The sequence below is a fragment of the Paenibacillus sp. S02 genome, from assembly GCF_019454065.1.
Classification (GTDB): domain Bacteria; phylum Bacillota; class Bacilli; order Paenibacillales; family Paenibacillaceae; genus Paenibacillus; species Paenibacillus polymyxa_B.
This window is the reverse complement of the sequence record NZ_CP073682.1, coordinates 5,122,769-5,142,347: the sequence shown is the minus strand read 5'-3', so window position 1 is coordinate 5,142,347 and position 19,579 is coordinate 5,122,769. Positions and strand designations below refer to the sequence as shown.

19 protein-coding genes are annotated in these 19,579 nt (G+C 48.3%); 15 read left to right on the top strand and 4 right to left on the bottom strand.

What is annotated here, in order from left to right; all coding sequences use genetic code 11:
* The first annotated feature begins 21 nt into the window (after positions 1-21).
* From KAI36_RS22990 to KAI36_RS22935, 13 genes are all read left to right on the top strand, one after another.
* Entirely contained in the window at positions 22-417 is a 396-nt protein-coding gene (locus tag KAI36_RS22990; RefSeq protein ID WP_023990384.1) for a cytidine deaminase, read from the top strand.
* A gap of 75 nt (positions 418-492) precedes the next feature.
* A complete protein-coding gene (locus KAI36_RS22985) occupies positions 493-1,671 on the top strand; it encodes a NupC/NupG family nucleoside CNT transporter (protein ID WP_220026112.1) in 1,179 nt (392 codons plus the stop codon).
* Between the two features lie 32 nt (positions 1,672-1,703).
* A complete protein-coding gene (deoB, locus tag KAI36_RS22980; RefSeq protein ID WP_220026111.1) occupies positions 1,704-2,885 on the top strand; it encodes a phosphopentomutase in 1,182 nt (393 codons plus the stop codon).
* Positions 2,886-2,976: 91 nt separating this feature from the next.
* Positions 2,977-3,684: a purine-nucleoside phosphorylase gene (deoD, locus tag KAI36_RS22975; RefSeq protein ID WP_023990381.1), complete on the top strand. Its 708-nt coding sequence runs from the start codon at positions 2,977-2,979 to the stop codon at positions 3,682-3,684.
* Between the two features lie 32 nt (positions 3,685-3,716).
* Positions 3,717-5,018, top strand: a complete 1,302-nt coding sequence (locus tag KAI36_RS22970) for a pyrimidine-nucleoside phosphorylase (RefSeq protein WP_025722513.1) — start codon at positions 3,717-3,719, stop codon at positions 5,016-5,018.
* A gap of 134 nt (positions 5,019-5,152) precedes the next feature.
* Positions 5,153-5,692: a hypothetical protein gene (locus tag KAI36_RS27495; protein ID WP_258382217.1), complete on the top strand. Its 540-nt coding sequence runs from the start codon at positions 5,153-5,155 to the stop codon at positions 5,690-5,692.
* A 17-nt stretch (positions 5,693-5,709) separates the two neighbouring features.
* Entirely contained in the window at positions 5,710-6,204 is a 495-nt protein-coding gene (locus KAI36_RS27490; RefSeq protein WP_258382216.1) for a leucine-rich repeat domain-containing protein, read from the top strand.
* 28 nt (positions 6,205-6,232) lie between these two features.
* Positions 6,233-6,727, top strand: coding sequence for a hypothetical protein (locus tag KAI36_RS22960; protein ID WP_220026110.1), 495 nt, complete (start codon positions 6,233-6,235; stop codon positions 6,725-6,727).
* 116 nt (positions 6,728-6,843) lie between these two features.
* Positions 6,844-7,527: a hypothetical protein gene (locus KAI36_RS22955; RefSeq protein ID WP_025722514.1), complete on the top strand. Its 684-nt coding sequence runs from the start codon at positions 6,844-6,846 to the stop codon at positions 7,525-7,527.
* A gap of 354 nt (positions 7,528-7,881) precedes the next feature.
* Positions 7,882-8,946 (top strand): sulfate ABC transporter substrate-binding protein, encoded by a 1,065-nt coding sequence (locus tag KAI36_RS22950; protein WP_023990376.1) that lies wholly within the window; start codon positions 7,882-7,884, stop codon positions 8,944-8,946.
* 78 nt (positions 8,947-9,024) lie between these two features.
* Positions 9,025-9,858: a sulfate ABC transporter permease subunit CysT gene (gene cysT, locus KAI36_RS22945; protein WP_220026109.1), complete on the top strand. Its 834-nt coding sequence runs from the start codon at positions 9,025-9,027 to the stop codon at positions 9,856-9,858.
* 79 nt (positions 9,859-9,937) lie between these two features.
* On the top strand, positions 9,938-10,813 hold the full coding sequence (gene cysW / locus KAI36_RS22940) for a sulfate ABC transporter permease subunit CysW (protein WP_025722516.1): 876 nt from the start codon (positions 9,938-9,940) through the stop codon (positions 10,811-10,813).
* A gap of 162 nt (positions 10,814-10,975) precedes the next feature.
* Positions 10,976-12,106 carry an aminotransferase class V-fold PLP-dependent enzyme gene (locus KAI36_RS22935; RefSeq protein WP_025722517.1) on the top strand — a complete coding sequence of 377 codons (1,131 nt, stop codon included), beginning with the start codon at positions 10,976-10,978 and terminating at the stop codon, positions 12,104-12,106.
* Between the two features lie 89 nt (positions 12,107-12,195).
* Here KAI36_RS22935 and phnE (KAI36_RS22930) read toward each other — a convergent pair whose 3' ends face one another.
* The 4 genes from phnE (KAI36_RS22930) to KAI36_RS22915 all read right to left on the bottom strand — a co-directional run bounded on the left by phnE (KAI36_RS22930) (position 12,196) and on the right by KAI36_RS22915 (position 15,713).
* Entirely contained in the window at positions 12,196-12,993 is a 798-nt protein-coding gene (phnE, locus tag KAI36_RS22930; protein WP_013312028.1) for a phosphonate ABC transporter, permease protein PhnE, read from the bottom strand.
* Entirely contained in the window at positions 12,990-13,844 is an 855-nt protein-coding gene (gene phnE / locus KAI36_RS22925) for a phosphonate ABC transporter, permease protein PhnE (RefSeq protein WP_034095097.1), read from the bottom strand. The genes phnE (KAI36_RS22930) and phnE (KAI36_RS22925) overlap by 4 nt, the downstream gene beginning before the upstream one ends.
* Positions 13,841-14,611, bottom strand: a complete 771-nt coding sequence (gene phnC, locus KAI36_RS22920) for a phosphonate ABC transporter ATP-binding protein (RefSeq protein WP_220028193.1) — start codon at positions 14,609-14,611, stop codon at positions 13,841-13,843. Before phnC ends, phnE (KAI36_RS22925) begins: the two co-directional genes overlap by 4 nt.
* Before the next feature lie 133 nt (positions 14,612-14,744).
* Positions 14,745-15,713, bottom strand: a complete 969-nt coding sequence (locus tag KAI36_RS22915; RefSeq protein ID WP_025722520.1) for a phosphate/phosphite/phosphonate ABC transporter substrate-binding protein — start codon at positions 15,711-15,713, stop codon at positions 14,745-14,747.
* Between the two features lie 252 nt (positions 15,714-15,965).
* Here KAI36_RS22915 and KAI36_RS22910 point away from each other — a divergent pair, with 252 nt between their 5' ends.
* Both KAI36_RS22910 and KAI36_RS22905 read left to right on the top strand, forming a co-directional pair.
* Entirely contained in the window at positions 15,966-17,876 is a 1,911-nt protein-coding gene (locus KAI36_RS22910) for a bifunctional 2',3'-cyclic-nucleotide 2'-phosphodiesterase/3'-nucleotidase (protein WP_220026108.1), read from the top strand.
* Positions 17,877-18,122: 246 nt separating this feature from the next.
* Positions 18,123-19,529, top strand: coding sequence for a DNA-binding protein (locus KAI36_RS22905; protein WP_220026107.1), 1,407 nt, complete (start codon positions 18,123-18,125; stop codon positions 19,527-19,529).
* Positions 19,530-19,579: the final 50 nt, after the last annotated feature.

Genomic DNA, 19,579 nt, shown 5'->3' with positions numbered 1-19,579 from the left:
AAAGTCATGGAGGGATTCGCGATGAAGGATCAATTGATTCAGAAAGCGCTTGAGGCGCGTAAACAGGCATACGTTCCGTATTCGAATTTTCAGGTGGGTGCTGCGGTTCTCGGAAGCGATGGCACGATTTATCACGGATGTAATGTGGAAAATGCCTCCTACGGCTTATGCAATTGTGCAGAGCGGACAGCGATTTTCAAAATGGTATCCGAAGGCTGCCGTCAAATTGATTCGATTGCGATAGTAGCTGATACGGAAGGGCCTGTGTCTCCATGTGGAGCCTGTCGTCAGGTTATTTCCGAATTTGCTCATCAAGATACCAAAATTTATCTGACAAACCTTCATGGCAACACGGAAGAGTGGACGGTGGATCAATTACTGCCGGGTGCTTTTCGACCAGCGGATCTGGGGAAATAAAAAAAAGAATGCCTCTTTGGAGCGCATTCTTTTTACGGGGAATGTAAGCGCTTAATGTAATGAGGGGGAAATTAAATGAAATATGTAATCGCTCTGGTGGGACTGCTCGTTGTATTTGCACTTACTTACGTTGCCAGCAGTGACAAGCGTAAAATCAGGTATCGTCCGCTGATAGTTATGGTTGTTCTGCAAGCAGCGCTTGCTTTCGTATTGCTGAATACAGGAATTGGTGAAATTCTAGTCAAAGGTTTTGCAAAAGGGTTTAATAGTCTGATTGGGTATGCTATGGAAGGGATTAACTTTGTTTTTGGCGGAATTGCGAATGAAGGAGCAGCACCGTTCTTTATCGGTGTACTGCTGCCAATCGTGTTCATATCCGCGCTGATTGGTATTTTGCAATATGTAAAAGTGTTACCTTTTATTATTAAATATATCGGGCTTGTCTTGAGCAAAGTAAACGGAATGGGTAAACTGGAATCCTACAACGCTGTAGCTTCGGCTATCTTGGGTCAATCCGAGGTGTTTATTTCCGTTAAGAAGCAAATTGGTCTGCTGCCAAAACATCGGTTGTATACGCTGTGTGCGTCTGCGATGTCTACGGTGTCCATGTCGATTGTGGGAGCTTACATGCAAATGTTAAATCCCAAATATGTGGTCACAGCTTTGGTATTGAACCTGTTCGGCGGCTTTATTATCGCTTCCATTATTAATCCGTACAAGATTGAGAAGGAAGACGATTTACTGGAGGTTCAGGAGGAAGAAAAGCAGTCCTTCTTCGAAATGCTCGGGGAATATATTATGGACGGTTTCAAGGTTGCTATTACGGTAGCTGCAATGCTGATCGGTTTTGTGGCGCTGATTGCCATGGTTAACGGGATTTTCTCTTGGTTGTTTGGAATCAGCTTTCAGGCGCTGCTTGGATATGTGTTTGCGCCTTTCGCTTTTGTCATGGGTATTCCGTGGAACGAAGCCATTCAGGCGGGCAGTATTATGGCTACCAAACTCGTATCCAACGAATTTGTGGCCATGCTGGATCTGACCAAGCAAACAGGCTTGTCGGAGCGCACGGTCGGGATCGTATCGGTATTCCTCGTATCCTTTGCTAACTTCTCATCCATCGGTATCATTTCCGGGGCTGTGAAGGGTCTGCATGAAAAACAGGGAAATGTGGTGGCCCGCTTTGGTCTGAAGCTGTTGTACGGGGCAACGCTGGTTAGCGTGCTGTCGGCAACGATTGCAGGGTTGTTTTTGTAAAAAAAACAGCGAGTCAGGAAAGGATTTTTATAATGTCTAAATTCAAACGAATTCACTTGGTCGTTATGGACTCGGTTGGTATCGGCGAAGCGCCGGATGCTGCCCAGTTTGATGATTACGATGTAGATACACTCGGTCATATTGCCCGCGAACGCGGTGGTCTGAAGATGCCGAATATGGGTAAGCTCGGTCTGTCCAATATTCGTTCCATAGAAGGGGTAGCAGCGGCCGACAAGCCGCTCGCGTATTACACTAAGATGCAGGAAGCGTCCAATGGCAAGGATACGATGACGGGTCATTGGGAAATCATGGGCTTGAATATTACTGTTCCTTTCCGTGTATTTCCTGATGGGTTCCCGGATGAGCTGATTCAGCGCATTGAGGAGCACACAGGCCGCAAAGTGATTGGCAATAAGCCTGCCAGCGGAACGGAAATCATGGATGAGCTGGGCGAAGAACACGTGAAAACTGGAGCGCTCATCATCTATACCTCGGCGGACTCTGTACTGCAAATTGCGGCGCACGAGGAAGTTGTACCTTTGAAGGAGCTCTATGAGATTTGCGAGTTCTGCCGTAAAATCACGCTGGAAGATCCGTACATGCTGGGTCGCATTATTGCACGTCCGTTCGTAGGCGAGGCAGGGAACTTCTCCCGTACCTCCAATCGACATGATTATGCGCTCAAGCCGTTTGGTCGCACCACCATGAACGAGCTGAAGGATGCAGGTCTGGATGTGATCGCCTTGGGTAAAATCTCCGACATTTATGACGGTGAGGGTGTGACGAAGGCGGTGCGTACGGTGTCCAATATGGACGGCATGGATAAGCTGGTGGCTACGCTCGATGAGGATTTCACCGGATTAAGCTTTCTAAATTTAGTGGACTTTGACGCTGTATACGGTCACCGTCGTGATCCGCAGGGATATGGTCAAGCTTTGGACGATTACGATGCGCGTCTGCCAGAGGTTTTTGCCAAAATGACCGATGACGATCTGCTAATCATCACTGCAGACCATGGGAATGACCCGACGTATCGGGGAACAGACCATACCCGCGAATATGTACCTTTGCTGGCATATTCCCCGCGTTTTACAGCTGGGGGCAAGGAGCTTGCGGTTCGTAAAACCTTTGCTGATATTGGAGCGACCGTAGCGGATAACTTTGGTGTGAAACTGCCTGAACACGGAACGAGCTTTTTGGCAGAGCTTCAGTAATCAAGGACCAGTAAGAGTACAAGCAAGATTACTAGTAACGATATAAATAAAGATACAAGCATGGACAAATGGGACGGAGGAATAGAAAAACATGAGTGTACACATTGGAGCCAAACCCGGAGAAATTGCAGAAACGATTTTGCTGCCCGGAGACCCGCTACGGGCAAAATTTATTGCTGAAACGTATCTGGAGGACGTGACCTGCTACAACGAGGTACGCGGAATGCTCGGATTCACGGGTACGTACCAAGGCAAACGCCTGTCTGTACAGGGAACTGGGATGGGGCTGCCTTCCATCAGTATTTATGTCAACGAACTGATTAGCGAATACGGTGTGAAAAACCTGTTCCGTGTGGGTACATGCGGCGGAATGAAGGAGCATGTGCACGTTCGTGACGTCATTTTGGCACAGGCATCCTGTACGGATTCCGGCATGAACCGCCATATCTTTGGTGGCTACGACTACTCGCCGATTGCCAGCTTCAATCTATTGAAGGGCGCTTATGATCGCGGTGTTGCCAAAGGCTTGAACATGCATGTCGGCAATGTATTCAGCTCAGACAGCTTCTACCGTGATGACAAATCAGTGGTACAAAAGCTGATGGAATACGGCGTGCTGGGTGTAGAAATGGAAACTTCGGCTTTATACACGTTGGCAGCCAAGTTTGGCGTAAACGCACTGACGATTCTGACGGTAAGCGATCATTTGCTGACGGGGGAAGAAACGACCGCAGAAGAACGCCAAACAACTTTTAAAGAAATGATGGAAGTTGCACTGGATACAGCAGTATCTCTGTAAACGATCATACGCACAGTGAGGAGAAATGACATATGAGAATGGTAGACTTGATTGAGAAAAAACGTGACGGAAAAGAACTGAGTACAGAGGAAATTAATTTTATTATCCAAGGCTACACTCAGGGTGAAATTCCTGATTATCAAGTCAGTGCATTGGCGATGTCCATTTTCTTCAAAGATATGACTGAACGCGAACGCGCTGATCTGACGATGGCGATGGTTCATTCTGGTGATACCATTGATCTGTCCGCGATTGAAGGTGTAAAGGTCGATAAGCATTCCACTGGCGGTGTGGGTGATACGACAACGCTGGTACTGGCTCCGCTCGTAGCGGCCTTGGACATTCCGGTAGCCAAAATGTCAGGCCGCGGCCTCGGACATACCGGAGGAACGATCGACAAGCTGGAAGCTATTGCAGGCTTCCACGTCGAAATCAGCAAGGATGAATTCGTGGATTTGGTGAATCGCAGCAAAATTGCGGTCATCGGACAAAGCGGCAACCTGACACCTGCGGACAAAAAGCTGTATGCCTTGCGTGACGTTACAGCGACGGTCAACTCGATTCCGCTGATTGCCAGCTCGATTATGAGTAAGAAAATCGCTGCCGGCTCCGATGCCATCGTGCTTGATGTAAAAACAGGTGCAGGCGCATTTATGAAAACCGTAGATGATGCCAAAGCACTGGCACATGCCATGGTGAGCATCGGTAACAACGTGGGCCGAAAAACGATGGCAGTCATTTCCGATATGAGTCAACCGCTGGGTCTGGCCATCGGTAACTCGCTAGAAGTGAAAGAAGCGATTGATACGCTGCGTGGCGAAGGACCAAAAGATCTGGAAGAGCTGTGTATGGCTTTGGGCAGTCAGATGGTGTTTTTGGCAGGGAAAGCAGAATCCCTCGAAAACGCCGAAGAGAAGCTCAAAGAAGTCATTCGCAATGGCAAAGCACTGGAGAAATTCAAAGAGTTTATTGCAAATCAGGGCGGTGACGCTTCTGTAGTGGATCATCCTGAACGCTTGCCGCAAGCGCAATATCTTATTGAGGTGCCTGCGAAGCAGGACGGTGTGGTAGCTGAAATCGTGGCTGACGAAATCGGTACCGCAGCGATGTTGCTTGGAGCAGGACGTGCGACCAAAGAATCCGAGATTGATCTGGCTGTCGGCTTGATGCTGAACAAAAAGGTTGGGGATGCTGTTCAAAAAGGGGATTCGCTGGTTACCATCCATGCGAACCGTGAAGATGTAGCCCAAGTGCTGGAGAAAATCTACGCGAACATCCGTATTGCGGATCACGCGGAAGCGCCAGTGCTAATCTACGGAACAGTGACAGAGTAAGCGATAAGCCCTATTTATAAAGTCGTATTGGGTGCCTTTGATCAGGTTTGAAAAATATGACAGCTGGACTCATAATAGATATGAGTTCGGCTTTTTTTATTGTAAGGCCGAGGGCAGCACAGAGGGGGAGAGACATGTTCAGATTATACAGCGATGTCCGGGGAGCAGCTTATGAAAGACTGATTGATTATGCTATGGAACGGGCAGACACGTTTATGCTGGGCATACATAAATGGGTGACAGAGGATGAGAATGGAGTGATCGACCAGGATGTCCTGTTCAAGGAATTGTTGCGGCAATTGAATCCTTTTTTGCTGTCCACACACTCTTATGAGGAAATTAGGGGCATCCATTCTATTGCCTACACACAAGGAACATTTTACAGATACCAGTGTGCACCCGAGGCGGGGGGACTACTAAAGCAAGCGACGTCCAGTTTGTTTTCCTGGGTACACCCCCAATTACCTGAGGATTTGTGCTTCCAGAATGCGGATGGAGAGGATTGGATCATTAACATAGCTCACGAACGAATAGGTAGACTAAACATGGCTATAGAAGAAGCGGAAGAATTGGAGAAGCTTATCCCCGGTGTGTTTATTCACCAACCTGAATATCATCAGAATATAGATATTTTTCTGGACGATGCTATTCGGCATAAAAGCCGGATCGAGTAGAGCTTATGCGGTTTGGCTTGAGGGAGATACCGGAACGGATTAGAGAATTGTATTCCCTGAAGCATCTGACCATTTTCGAGCAGGATATACGAATACTATCGCACGCTTTGTTCGAATTGGAATCGTTGGAGTCACTGACGATACAAGTAGCGGATTTGGAAGAAATACCGGCTGACATTGCCAAGCTAACCCATCTCAAAAATCTGAGGATCAGCTGTGGATGCTATGATCGTCCGGCCCCAGATTTCAAAGTGATTCCCAAGGCGGAGCTGGCATTTCGGCATTTGCCTCCTGAAATCGGAGAGCTGCAACAACTGGAGTATCTGGATGTCCAGTATAGTGGAATCCATACGTTGCCTCCTGAATTACAAAACCTGAAAAATCTGCGCTCCTTGGACATTGTGAATGGATTCATCGAATCGGCACCCGATTTTATATATAAAATGACCTGGCTGGATCGCTTCCTTATAGAAGATAAGCCGTTCCATCTGTGCAATCACGGTGACGACTGAAGGATAGATAAGAAGAGGAGGAAATCAAATGGTGGAGAAATGGGTTTGGATGGGGGTTGCAGGGGCAATTGTGGGTTATGCCACATTTGCCAGTATGAGCGTTCCTGCATCAACTATTACTGAAGTAAATCAGAGTCATTCGACTGTTCCGCTTAGTACGCAGAGTGAGCAAGGAAGTGCAGCGAAACGTATTATACATGACCAGGAGATGCAATTTGGAGGACAAGGACAAACGAGCTTTAGATTTGAAGAAGGGCGCAAGTTATACATCAGTATCAAGAATACAGGTAAGCAACCCGTACAATACAAGCTCAATAGTGCGAATGGATTAGACTTGCAAGGTACAACGAGCGGGTTTTCCAGCCGAACGTTGCAGCCGGGAGAACGCCACGATCTGGTGTTTGTAAAGCCAGAGGGACAGGATGAAGCTGCAAATGACTCCTTAAAAGAGATGATTTTAAAAGTAAGTACGGACGATGGATCGCAAGGAAACGTTAAAACCTTCGCATATATTACACTGTAAGCTCCTTCCAGAAAGGGCACGACATGCGGTCATTAGTCTACTTATGTTACAATAGAACGGTTGAAGACTTAATGAACAGAATAGGTCAGAGCAGAAAGCAGAAAGGATGACCCGTTGTGCCCAAAAACCATGAATTCGGTAATCAAAAGATGTCACGGAGGCTGTCACTCACAGCCATTTTACTTACACTTACCTTTGTAGCACTTACTGGCTGTGGTCAGGATAAGAATGCTGAAACCATTGATACTGGAAGCAGTACAAGCGTAATCGAGAACGGAGCCGGTGGTAATCGTAGCGGTTCAGCCCAAAGTGACAAAGCAGCGAAAGAGAGCGAGAGTGCAGAAAACAGCGGTACTGATGCACAAAAATCAACTCCTTCGGCTCCATCTGCTTCATCGGATACATCTTCTTCTCCGGCAACCTCCAATCCATCGCAAAATCCATTTGAGGTAGCAGGTATTCAAGATCCTAAAGCGTTTTTGAACACGTTCAAAGCGCTGCAGAAGGCAGTTGCCGACAATGACAAGGAAAAAGTGGCCAATTATATTTTGTACCCTCTGCGTGTTAATGATAGTGAAAAGTCGCTAACGATTCCGAATAAGAAAGATTTTATGGCCAAGTATGATCAGATTTTTACGGACGCAATTCGCGAGGCGCTGGTGAATCAAAAGACAGATGATTTGTTTGTTAATTATCAGGGAGTCATGGTGGGATCGGGTGAACTGTGGTTGAGAAGAGCTACGGACAATCCGAAGCTTTTTGGAGTCTTTTCGATTAATCTTGAAACGGTTGCCAACTAAGTCGTACTTCGTGTGTAAATGACCTCTAAACGGTCGGAAACATATATAATGTTTCTGACTGCCCCCCCTTAAAGAAAGAAAAGTCCAGATGATACATACCAAAAAAAGGTTTGACATCACTCCTAAACTCTCGTATTATATCCATATAACTCATTAAACAGGTAGGAATTAAAGAATTAATGTATGATCTCGCCATTTTGGCGGAGAACCTCTAGGAACAGCAGGCAGACACTGTCCACGTGACAGGTTTGACCTATCAGGGCTGCATCAGGGAATTCTCCGCTCTTTTTTTGATTATGTCTGTCAATAACAGGCGTAAATGAATACAAATTACATAGAATTCGGGGTGTCTTGATGAAGAGGCAATGGAAAAGTGGACTTATTCTCGGACTATCTTTGGTTTTAACGATTATGCTAAGCGCTTGCGGGGCAAGCAAGGGAGGGACGCAGGCGGATGGTAGCTCTGCTGCCGGTTCCAAGGACGTGGAGTTACTCAATGTTTCTTATGATCCGACCCGTGAGCTGTATGAGGCATATAATAAAGCATTTGCCGCCCATTGGGAGAAGGAGAAAGGGCAGAAGGTTACGATCAAGCAATCTCACGGAGGATCTGGCAAGCAAAGTCGTTCTGTGCAGGACGGACTGGATGCGGACGTGGTAACTCTGGCCCTGGGCTATGATATTGATGCGCTACAGGAAAAAGGACTCGTTAAAGAGGGGTGGCAAAGTAAATATGAGCATAACAGCGCCCCGTACACTTCAACCATCGTGTTACTGGTACGCAAAGGGAACCCGAAAGGGATTAAGGACTGGGACGATTTAATCCGTGGCGATGTGCAAGTTATTACACCGAATCCTAAAACTTCGGGTGGAGCACGTTGGAATTATCTTGCAGCCTGGGCCTATGCGCTCAAGAAGAACAATAACGATGAAGCCAAGGCCCAGCAGTTTGTACAGGAGCTGTATAAGCATGTGCCGGTACTGGATAGCGGAGCACGTGGAGCGACAACGACTTTCGTAGAGCGTGGAATTGGCGATGTGCTGATTGCATGGGAAAATGAAGCACTGCTCTCGGTAAAGGAGCTGGGTGCGGATAAATTTGATATCGTGTATCCGTCGATCAGTATATTGGCTGAACCTCCGGTAGCAGTAGTCGATAAGGTGGTAGATAAAAAAGGTACACGCGAGGTGGCGGATGCGTACCTGAAATATTTGTACAGTGAAGAAGGGCAGACCATTGCTGCCGAAAATTATTATCGCCCAACACTGGAGAGTGTGACGGCAAAGTTCAAGGATCAATTTCCTAAATTGGAGCTCGTGACCTTGAAGGATGTATTCGGGACATGGAAGGAGACGCAGCAGAAGCATTTCAGCGACAAAGGCATTTTTGACCAGATTTATGTACCCGGCAGTTCATAAAATAGGCGGACTGTGTAGGGATTGGATCGATAGCCGCGAGTGTCATAGTGAATGGATTCAGAGAGGGATGGACAGAACATGAGTCAAGTGCAAGCCACTCGAAAACGTGTACTTCCCGGGTTCGGGTTAACAATGGGTTATAGTGTGCTGTATCTCAGTCTGGTGGTGCTGGTGCCTTTATCGGCACTGCTTCTGAATTCAACTGGACTGACGTGGGAGAAATTTTGGGACGTGGCGACTGATGTCAGGGTGCTGGCTTCCTACAAGGTAAGCTTTTTGTGTGCCGCGGCTGCGGCGCTGATCGACCTGTTTCTCGGTTTATTGATAGCCTGGGTGCTGGTGCGTTATGAGTTTCCGGGGAAACGAATTTTTGATGCGGTGATTGATCTGCCCTTTGCTTTGCCTACTGCGGTAGCGGGGGTTGCTTTGACTGCTCTGTATGCGCAAAATGGCTGGATCGGTTCGTTGTTCGAACCGCTTGGATGGAGGATGGCGTACTCACAGACGGGGATTACGCTAGCATTGATGTTTATTGGCATTCCGTTCGTCGTACGGACAGTGCAGCCGGTGCTGGAGGAGCTGGACAAGGACGAGGAGGAGGTCGCTGCTACGCTGGGAGCTGGCAGATGGCGTATCTTCCGCAGCGTTATTGTGCCAGAGCTGGTGCCACCGCTGCTGACGGGTTTTGCGCTCGCCTTTGCTCGTGGCATTGGCGAGTATGGTTCTGTCGTCTTCATCTCTGGCAATATGCCGATGAAGACGGAAATTGCTCCACTGCTCATAATGTCCAAGCTGGAGCAAAATGACTATGCAGGAGCTACGGCGGTAGCGTTGATGCTGTTGGTGATTTCATTCGTGCTGTTACTCGTAATTAACAGCATTCAGCGCTGGTCACGGCGGCGTACTGCCTAAACTCAACTGTCTAATGTAACTATCTAACGTTAACATGCAGAGCTGCGCATGATACCCACGTTCTAAGGAGGGATACACCATGTCACAAGCGATAACTGGGCAGGAGCTTGCTTCTGCACCAGTGCCTTCATCTGCACCGCCCAACAGGGTCACGACCGAGGCCGCTTGGGTGAAGTGGACGCTGATTGGTGCTGCTTTTTTAGCTTTGCTCTGGGTGCTGGTGTTGCCGCTAATCGTCGTGCTTACCGAAGCGCTCAAGCAAGGATGGGGCGTATACGTCGAAGCGTTACGGGACCCAGATGCCATGTCTGCTTTGCGGTTGACGCTGCTGGTGGCAGCGATAACGGTACCGCTGAATACGGTATTTGGTGTAGCTGCCGCTTGGCTGATCACGAAATTTCAATTTCGCGGCAAAGGCTTGCTAGTCACCTTGATTGATTTACCCTTTGCCATCTCTCCTGTCGTCGGAGGGCTGATGTATGTATTAGTGTTCGGCGCACAGGGCTGGCTTGGACCGTGGTTGGACGAGCATGATATTAAAATTATATTTGCTTTGCCTGGTATTATTTTAGCGACGCTGTTCATCACCTTTCCATTTGTGGCCCGAGAACTTATTCCAATGATGGAAGATCAGGGACAGCAGGAGGAAGAAGCGGCGGTCATGCTGGGCGCGCGCGGCTGGCGCATTTTCTGGAAAGTGACGCTGCCGAACATCAAGTGGGGTCTGCTGTATGGCATCATTTTGTGTAATGCGCGAGCCATGGGTGAGTTCGGTGCAGTGTCTGTCGTCTCTGGACATATCCGGGGAGAGACGAATACACTGCCGCTGCATGTAGAAATTTTGTATAACGAATATCAGTTCTCGGCATCTTTTGCGGTGGCCTCGTTGTTATTGTTACTTGCTCTGGCAACCTTGATACTTAAAAGCTGGTTTGGACGCAAACGCGTGCATTAATTTATGACTTTGTATATGATCCCTCAGGGCCTCTCTTTGCGTCTATCGTCTGTTAACGGCGAGAAGATGGGAAGAGAGGCCCTTGTTCTAAGGTGGCTTATATGGATAATAAAATGATCATATCAAGGCACGTTGGTGTGCCCAGGAGGAGCGAAGGGAAAAATGAAACATCCGTTTCAGTCCTACCGTCAGCTGTTTCCAGTGCTGTCCTCACATATCCATGTAGGGAGCTGTTCCCAGGGGGCCGTATCGAGGCCGGTTTCCGCTGCCATTGAGGAATATCATCGAAGTTTGCTGCAACACGGTCATAACGGCGATCTGTCTATGGCACGTTTGGAGGAGGCGAGAGGGCATTTTGCTAAGCTCATCGGGGCGGAGCCTGACGAAATTGCGGTCCTGTCCTCAGCCTCTGAGGCGATTGCTGGGGTGGCCACAGCCCTTCCTTATGTACCGGGAAAAGAAAGCATTGTGTATGCGGACACCGACTTTCCGACGGTGGGACACATCTGGCACGCACAGGAGATGTTCCGTGATCACATCTGCTGTATCCCCTCCATCGAGGGAGAAGTGATGATAGAGCAGTATGAGGAGCATGTTACGGAGAAAACAGCGCTCGTTATGGTGTCACAAGTGAATTATACCAACGGATTTCAGCAGGATTTAAAATCCATTGCAGAAATAGCTCACCGAAATCAGGCGTTGCTGTTTGTGGATGCTTACCAGTCTGCAGGGATCGTTCCAGTGGATGTTAAGGCAATGGGCGTAGATATTTTGGTCGCGGGAGCACGCAAATATATGCTGGGAATTCCGGGCGTGGCTTTTCTTTATGTAAGCAAGGACCGAATAGACCGCTTCAAGCCCCGTCTTACTGGCTGGCTTGGGCAGGAGCACGCTTCCCGGTTTGATATTGCTCACCCGGTTCCGGCGGCGGGAGCCCGACGCTTTGAGACGGGATTGCCTTCTTTTATTAGCATTTTTGCCGCCAATGCGGCCTTAAAGTTGCTGCTGGAGATTGGAGTCACGAATATTCAGGCCTATATGAGTGAGTTGTTGGATTTTTCCGTTGAATATGGACGGCGCAAAGGGTTACACATACGTGTACCTTACAGGGGAGGCACATTACCAAGCTTGCTCGCTGTTGAAGTAGCCGACGTGTCGGCTGTGGAGAGGAATTTGAGAAGCCAAAATATGATCGTTTCAGCACGAAAGGATGTTATCCGTGTGGCTCCGCATTTTTACAATACGGCTGAGGAAGTCCGACGGGTAATAGATGAATTGGCAGGGAGATGTTGAACGAACAGCAAAAGCCTCTTCCAAGTGAATGGGAGCATGACATGTCCCTTTTTACACAGGAGAGGCTTTTTGGGCGTTTAGAATTCTAATTATACGATCCGTTTGCGCAGCCAGCCGGAAATCAGATCCGTCAAAATGATCAGGACCACAATGCCGAGCAAAATAACGCCTACACGGTTCCAGTTGCGCATTTGGAGTGCAAACAGTAGCGGAGTACCGATACCACCTGCACCGACCAGACCGAGCGTGGTAGCGGAACGGATATTAATTTCAAAACGGTAAAGCGAATACGAAAGAAACTGTGGAATCACCTGCGGTAGCACGGCGAAGAAGATCACCTGCCAACGATTGGCACCGCACGCGATCAAAGCTTCCTGGGGCCCGTGATCGACACTTTCGATCGTTTCCGAGAAAAGCTTCGCCAGCATGCCGATGGAGTGAATGCCAAGAGCAAGCACACCCGCAAACGAGCCGGGCCCTACGGCTTTGATAAACAAGATGGCGACGATCATTTCGGGAAATACCCGGATGACACTAAGCACAAATTTCCCGCTACCCGATAAGGGACGCAGACGGGTCATATTGCTGGACGCCCAAAAGGCGAACGGAAGGCAGACAAATGCGGACACGAAGGTTCCGAGCACTGAAATGACCAGCGTATCCAGCAACCCGCGCAGCAAATCCTCTCCCTCAGGGATGTAAACGAACGACCAGTCGGGATGAAGGAAGCCGTCCAATATAGCGACAGAGACACTTTTGGCCGTTCCCTGTAATCCTTCAAACTGCATCCCGCGAAAAGCCCAAATATAAATGATGATTAGCAGAATAGCTATCGCCCATAGGCGCAGGCGGGAGCCAATAGGTCTGCGAAGCGTAGGATCATTCATAATAATTTCCTCCGTAGCAGGTTACTGCCGTAATCAATCGCAAGGACGATGACGAGGGTCAGTAGAATAATGATGCTTGCCCGATCATATCGGAATAGCCCAAGGGAACGGTCAAGCAACAGACCGATACCGCCAGCCCCGACCAGGCCCAGAACGGAAGCCGCGCGCACATTAACCTCGAAGGTATACAGCAAGTACGACACAAAATAAGGAAGAGCCTGCGGAACCACACCAAAGGCGATGACTTGAATGCGGCTCGCGCCAACAGCGGTCATGGCTTCCAGCGGCCCGGGATCAATGGCTTCAATCGCCTCAAAGGTCAGCTTGGCTATGATGCCAAAGGAGAAGAAGAGCAGGGCGAGCATCCCCGCAAACGGCCCGATGCCGAACACCGCCACAAAGATCGAGGCAAACAGCAAATCGGGAATCGTCCGTACTAGATTCAGGATCGTGCGCATCGGCAGCGAAATCAGTTTGCGCGGCATCACATTATAGGCACACAGCAACGCGACAGGGATCGCCAATATGGCTCCCAGTGTCGTGCCAACAATGGCGATCTGGATCGTTTCCAGCATCGGTTTCCAGATGGTAGGCAAGTAGCTCCAGTCGGGTGGAAACATTTCGCCCAACAATTTGCCCATCTCCGGCAAGCCAACGATCAACTGGTAAGGTGTGGCATCCGTATGAATGGAGCAGGCTACCAGCACCACGATAAAAATCATCCAGGTGGCATAACGTTTGTAACGTCCTGGCAAAGGTGGCCCTGCGGGCGTCTTGCCTGGCTGCGGCGGTCCAGCATGCGGTGACGGTTGCGTCGAAGAGAGCGGCTGGGCAGTAGAGTCGGGCTTCATGATCCTACTCCCAGCAGTTCATCATGCTTGATGGCCCGGCCGTAGATCTCCGCAAAGGCCTCATCCGTAGCCTCCTCCGGTGTGCCGTCAAAGACCACTTCTCCGGCGCGCAATCCGATGATCCGCGTTGCATATTCGCGCGCGAGATCAATGAAATGCAGATTGACGATGGTCGTAATCTGCATTTCACGGTTGATGCGCTGGAGGTCATCCATTACCTGGCGGGTGGTCAGCGGATCCAGCGATGCGACAGGCTCGTCCGCCAGAATGATTTTAGCCTCCTGCGCCAGAGCGCGGGCGATGGATACGCGCTGCTGTTGGCCACCGGACAGCTCATCTGCCCGGCTGTAGGCTTTTTCGCGGATGTTCACGCGCTCCAGCGCTGTTAGTGCCAGTTCGATATCTTCCTTCGGAAAGAGGCCGAGAATGGTCCGCAGTGTTGAATGATAGCCGACGCGGCCGGAAAGTACATTGCGGAGCACCGTCGAACGCTTAACCAGATTGAAGCTTTGAAAGATCATGCCGATATCACGGCGAATGCGCCGCAGCTCGCTGCTTCCAGCAGATGTGACGGACCTGCCACCCACGACAATGTCGCCGGACGTAATGTCATGCAGTCGGTTAATGGAACGCAGCAGGGTAGACTTACCTGCACCGGATAGGCCGACGATGACGACCATTTCTCCCTCCTGAATCGTCAAATTAATATTTTTCAACCCTTTGGTGCCGTTCGGGTATGTTTTCGATACGTTACGAAATTCGATCATTTGCTCCCAACTTTCTCCCCCGATGGGGTGGAATGAAAACAACACCGCCATGAATACATGGACGGTGCTGCCCTGTCATTCGTAAAGCCTGTTTCGTAGCTGTTACTTCATTAAAGTACCTTGTTTGCTCCGATTACTTAACCGCTTGACCAACGGCTTCGGCGTATTCACGCACGGAGTCGAAGTTTTTATCGTCGCCCTTTTCATAACCTACATGGGTGTAAATCTCTTTAATGATTTCGCCGCCTGCAGGATCTTTGGCGATGTCAATAAAGGCTTGGCTGATCTTGTCTCTCCACGCTTGATCCATATCAGAACGTACGCTGACGGTGTCATTTGGAATTTTAGCTGTGTAATGAATGACGCGAGTTTTTTCAAATACATCCGGGATTTCCTTCTTCACCGTGTTACGTGCATCCTGGAAAACAGCTACCGCATCAACTTGACCGTTCAGCAACGCCAGAATAGCAGCATCGTGGCCTTTGATTGTCACACCCTGCACATCCGTATCCGGGTCCACGCCAGCTTTTTTCAGCTCTGCTGCAGGGTACACGTAGCCTGCGGAGGAGGTTACATTTTGCCAGCCAACCTTCTTGCCTTTCAGATCAGCTAGACTTTGAATCGGAGAATCCTTTTTCACCACGATCATCGCTTTATAAAAGTTTACTTTTTCAGTCGTGTCCTTGCCTGTAGCATCTTCAATTCCGTAGCGTTGAGCTTGCAACAGCAAGTCGGCTGCTTTACGGTTATCGTGGGCCAGTACATAAGCATTCGGCGGAAGGAATCCTACATCTACCTGTTTGGAAGACATGGCTTCCACAATCGTATTGTAGTCAGGAGATACAGTTACTTTCACCGGGATTCCAAGCTTGTCACCCAGTAGATTTTCGAGCGGTTTGGCTTTGGCTTCGAGCGTATCTGCATTTTGAGAAGGAACGAACTGTACCTTTAACTCCTTAGGAACATAGGCTGTGCTTTCGTTTTTAGAGCCATCTGTACCCGGAGTGGACGCGCTGTTGTTATTGCTTGCATTGGAGCCACAAGCGGCTAGACCCGCTGCCAGTGTGAAGGTCATGCACAAGGTCAGTGCTTTTTTGAACAAAATAATTTCCCCCTAAACATAGTGATAACGATAATAAAAAACCTGTAAATGCTGTGACAAACCAAATCTTAACAGCTAGTCCCGTAGCTAGGGTAAAAACCACTCCTGACTTTGGTAAAAATGATGTAAAATTTATCGTATAATTAAAACCATTCTCTGGATTTATGCAAAATGCTTGTTTTAACATTCTCTTAACAGTGCTCTGTTAGACTTGTTCAAGCTCTATGACCGAAGCTGAGGGAGAGAAAAAGATTGGATATTTTGGATATTAACGAAAAGGCAGACCAGGGAAATGTAAGCCTTGTGAGAGTGAAATTCCGCATTATGGTTACAACCGATTTGCATGTCAGTTTGTGGAATTACGATTATTATACGGATCAGGAGACGCTGCATTACGGTCTGGCGCAAACAGCCAGCTTGATTCAAATAGCCCGGGCGGAGGTACCCAATCACCTGCTGCTAGATAACGGAGATGTGATTCAGGGGAATCCAATGGGAGATTATGCTGTACAGCGAATCCAACAGGACCCAAGCGCAGTGCATCCCGCCTATAAAGCCATGAATCTGCTTGGGTATGAGGCAGGCAATATCGGTAATCATGAATTTAACTACGGACTGGAATACTTGCAGACTTGCCTTCGAGGAGCGCAGTTTCCTTATGTGAATGCCAACATTTATATAGCGGGAGAACAAGAACGAAATTACTTTACACCTTATCTATTGCTGGATAAGACGGTAGAGGATGAAGCAGGTGGTAAGCATCTGTTGAAGGTGGGAGTCATCGGCTTTGTCCCTCCGCAAATTATGCAATGGGACAAGGCGTGGCTGGAGGGGAAAATCATCGTCAAAGATATGCTGGAAACGGCAAGACGGTTTATTCCACAAATGAAGGCGGCGGGAGCTGATCTCATCATTGCTATGCCCCATGCAGGCTTTGAGGATATTCCCGAAACGCTTGATATGGAAAATGCGGTGCTGCATCTGAGCAGGGTGGAAGGGATCGATGCCATTGTGTTTGGTCATGCACATAAAGTATTTCCCGGACCTTCGTTTATGGGGAAAACAGGTGTTGATGTAGAGCGAGGTACCATCCACGATATCCCAGCAGTGGAGCCGGGCTTTTGGGGGGATCATCTGGGTATCATTGATCTGGAGCTGACCTTTAGTGGAGAGAAGTGGCAAGTGGCTGCATCTGCTGCCGAGGTACGCCCGGTGTATGATCCGATACGCAAGGAAGCGCTGGTACAACCGGATACTGCCATTCAGCTGGCGGTAGCAGAAGAACACGCCGGAACACTGGAGTATATTCGTGCACCTGTAGGTCAGACGACGGTGGCGGTGAGCAGCTTTTTTGCTCAGGTGATGGATGATGCTTCGGTTCAGCTCGTGAATGATGCGCAAATGTGGTATGTGAAGCAGCAGATACAAGGGAGCGAGTACGAAGGATTGCCCGTTCTGTCGGCAGCAGCTCCTTTTAAAACAGGCGGCAGATATGGCCCATCGTACTATACCCATATTCCGGCGGGGACGTTGGCGATCAAGCATATCGCCGATCTGTACAATTTTCCGAATACGCTGCATGTCGTTCGACTGACCGGAACGGAAATTCGGGAATGGCTGGAGTGGTCTGCTGGACAATTCCAGCAAATCGATCCTTCAGCAGAACAAGAGCAAGAGCTGATTAATTCTGATTTTCCAAGCTTTAATTTCGATATCATCGACGGCATCAGGTATCAGATTGATGTAACACAGCCAGCCAGATATGATGCTGACGGGGGCCTAAAGGACCCAGATGCACACAGAATCATTCAGATATCTTTTGATGGCGAACCGATGGATATGCAGCGAAATTATCTGGTTGTTACGAATAACTATCGCGCGTTTTCCTCTGCGCTGGTCAATCCGGGTGGAGAGCGAATTATACTTGCTTCACCGGATGAGAACCGTCATGTACTGACTGAACACGTGCGGCATATGAAGACGTTGACGCCAAAAGCTGACGGCCATTGGTCCCTCGCCCCATGGTCAGGGCATCCGCATGTGACCTTCCTGACCTCACCGCAAGCAACGGATGCTGCTAATGCCTATTCGGAGTTGCTTTATGAAGGGTTAACGGTAGAGGGATACGCTAAGTTTGCCCTCGATTTCGGACGTTCACGGTAGAACTGCTAACTAGTTTTTGTCCTATAAGTCCACAGCATCAAAATAATAGAAAAAGACTGTCCCGTAGAGGACGGTCTTTTTTCATAAAACAGTTTTAAAATCGTACAAAATTCGTGATTTTATATGTCCTGAGTCGTATTTAAAGTTATTGACCTCTCGTATAAATAGACATATACTTTGATTAAACAAATTTTGGTTTAAAAGGTAATGAAAAAGTCACCATCATTCGTTTAAGGGGGTGTCCCTTTGGAAAAAAACACCACGATCCGCGCAGAAATAGAAAAGTATATTCAAAGTGAAGGCATTTCAATGCAATGTTTTGCAGATGCTTCCAAGGTAAATCCGGGTACACTTAGCGGTATACTTAACCGGAACCCACCACGGCCTATCTCAGTTAATCAGCTTGATCTGATTACCGAGGCCATGGGATTGGAAGAAGGATCTTTGTTCGAGATGTATGTGGATGAATGTTTTATTCATTCCTTACCACACTGGAGGAGGTTGCGTCCGTTTCTCCTACGGTGCTCGGAGTTGAACAAGCTGGAGTGTATACGCAGTGTACTTGGCTATTTGATGGACGATTTATCGAACGTTCCTGCTATTTTTGAGACCGCAGAAGCGATGTTTGAGGATGGCAGATATGAAGCTTCCATGCTTCTGTATGATTGTGTCATCGAGAGTGAGAAATATACCCACTCTGAACGATTGGCGATCAGCTATTTCCGTATATTCCAGATCCAGATTAAGGATAACACACGGAACTTGAAGGCTGCTGTACAATTCCATTTGTACCGTAGTCGTCTACCGGAAATTTACGCACTGGAAGGCTTACATATGCTATCTCAAGTGTTTGCTTTAAAAATGCAATGGTCCGAGATGGAAATGTATGCGGACGAGCTAAGAGAGCTGGCGCAGGCATTGTATCGCAATCGGAACCGTTTTGGAGATGAGCACCTGGAGCTGCTTAAGCCGCTCGTTTATTACTATGCTCAGGGGCATCTGCTCAAGGCCAGCTGCTATGAGTTTCAGGGCAGATATGAGGAATCCAAGCAATGGATTGAGGGTTATGCAGATTTGAGCTGGTTTGAGGGTTTAGACGAAGAAGGCTGGAAAGTGGTCAACCTACATCGTGTATATGCACAGGGGAACCGACTTTGTATTGAAATTAAAATGGGCAACACTTCTGCAATCTATGAATATATTACTTATCTGCGTGAGCATCCGGATGAGACACTGGAAGGCTTGAACACCTTGCTCGAATCGGCGAACCGGTTCGGTTATTTCGTGGATGCCGAACTGGGACTGTTTAGTCAGCAACTCAAGAGCTTCTGGGAGCTTGCACCGGAACGATGGGACACTCATTATCGCAAGCACTTTAATGCATTTCGCTTTGCATCCTTTTGTAAGGTGTTTGCAGAATATTATTTCCGAAAAGGCGATTACCCCGAGGGCGTGGGACAAACACTGCATTGCTTGCAACTGTCTGTCGATAATAGCTATACCGAACATATCATTGGTTGTATGGCTTTATTTGAGCAGCATCGAAATTTTGCTACACCGGAACAGCAGCAGTTGTATCAGAGTCTGTGCTTGGGCGTACGTGCAAATGAAAAGAATCATGCCTATGATCACAGTACTGGTGGGTATTTATAATTCTAAATTTCATTCGAATTCTTCATATAACACGTTATTGCGAGGATGTT

Coding starts and splice junctions, on each gene's coding strand:
- phnC (WP_220028193.1), bottom strand. CDS start 14,611: ATGATCGAATTTCGTAACGTATCGAAAACATACCCGAACGGCACCAAA.
- deoB (WP_220026111.1), top strand. CDS start 1,704: ATGTCTAAATTCAAACGAATTCACTTGGTCGTTATGGACTCGGTTGGT.
- KAI36_RS22960 (WP_220026110.1), top strand. CDS start 6,233: ATGGTGGAGAAATGGGTTTGGATGGGGGTTGCAGGGGCAATTGTGGGT.
- KAI36_RS22985 (WP_220026112.1), top strand. CDS start 493: ATGAAATATGTAATCGCTCTGGTGGGACTGCTCGTTGTATTTGCACTT.
- cysT (WP_220026109.1), top strand. CDS start 9,025: ATGAGTCAAGTGCAAGCCACTCGAAAACGTGTACTTCCCGGGTTCGGG.
- KAI36_RS22950 (WP_023990376.1), top strand. CDS start 7,882: ATGAAGAGGCAATGGAAAAGTGGACTTATTCTCGGACTATCTTTGGTT.
- KAI36_RS22970 (WP_025722513.1), top strand. CDS start 3,717: ATGAGAATGGTAGACTTGATTGAGAAAAAACGTGACGGAAAAGAACTG.
- phnE (WP_013312028.1), bottom strand. CDS start 12,993: ATGAATGATCCTACGCTTCGCAGACCTATTGGCTCCCGCCTGCGCCTA.
- KAI36_RS22935 (WP_025722517.1), top strand. CDS start 10,976: ATGAAACATCCGTTTCAGTCCTACCGTCAGCTGTTTCCAGTGCTGTCC.
- KAI36_RS22990 (WP_023990384.1), top strand. CDS start 22: ATGAAGGATCAATTGATTCAGAAAGCGCTTGAGGCGCGTAAACAGGCA.
- deoD (WP_023990381.1), top strand. CDS start 2,977: ATGAGTGTACACATTGGAGCCAAACCCGGAGAAATTGCAGAAACGATT.
- KAI36_RS27495 (WP_258382217.1), top strand. CDS start 5,153: ATGTTCAGATTATACAGCGATGTCCGGGGAGCAGCTTATGAAAGACTG.
- phnE (WP_034095097.1), bottom strand. CDS start 13,844: ATGAAGCCCGACTCTACTGCCCAGCCGCTCTCTTCGACGCAACCGTCA.
- cysW (WP_025722516.1), top strand. CDS start 9,938: ATGTCACAAGCGATAACTGGGCAGGAGCTTGCTTCTGCACCAGTGCCT.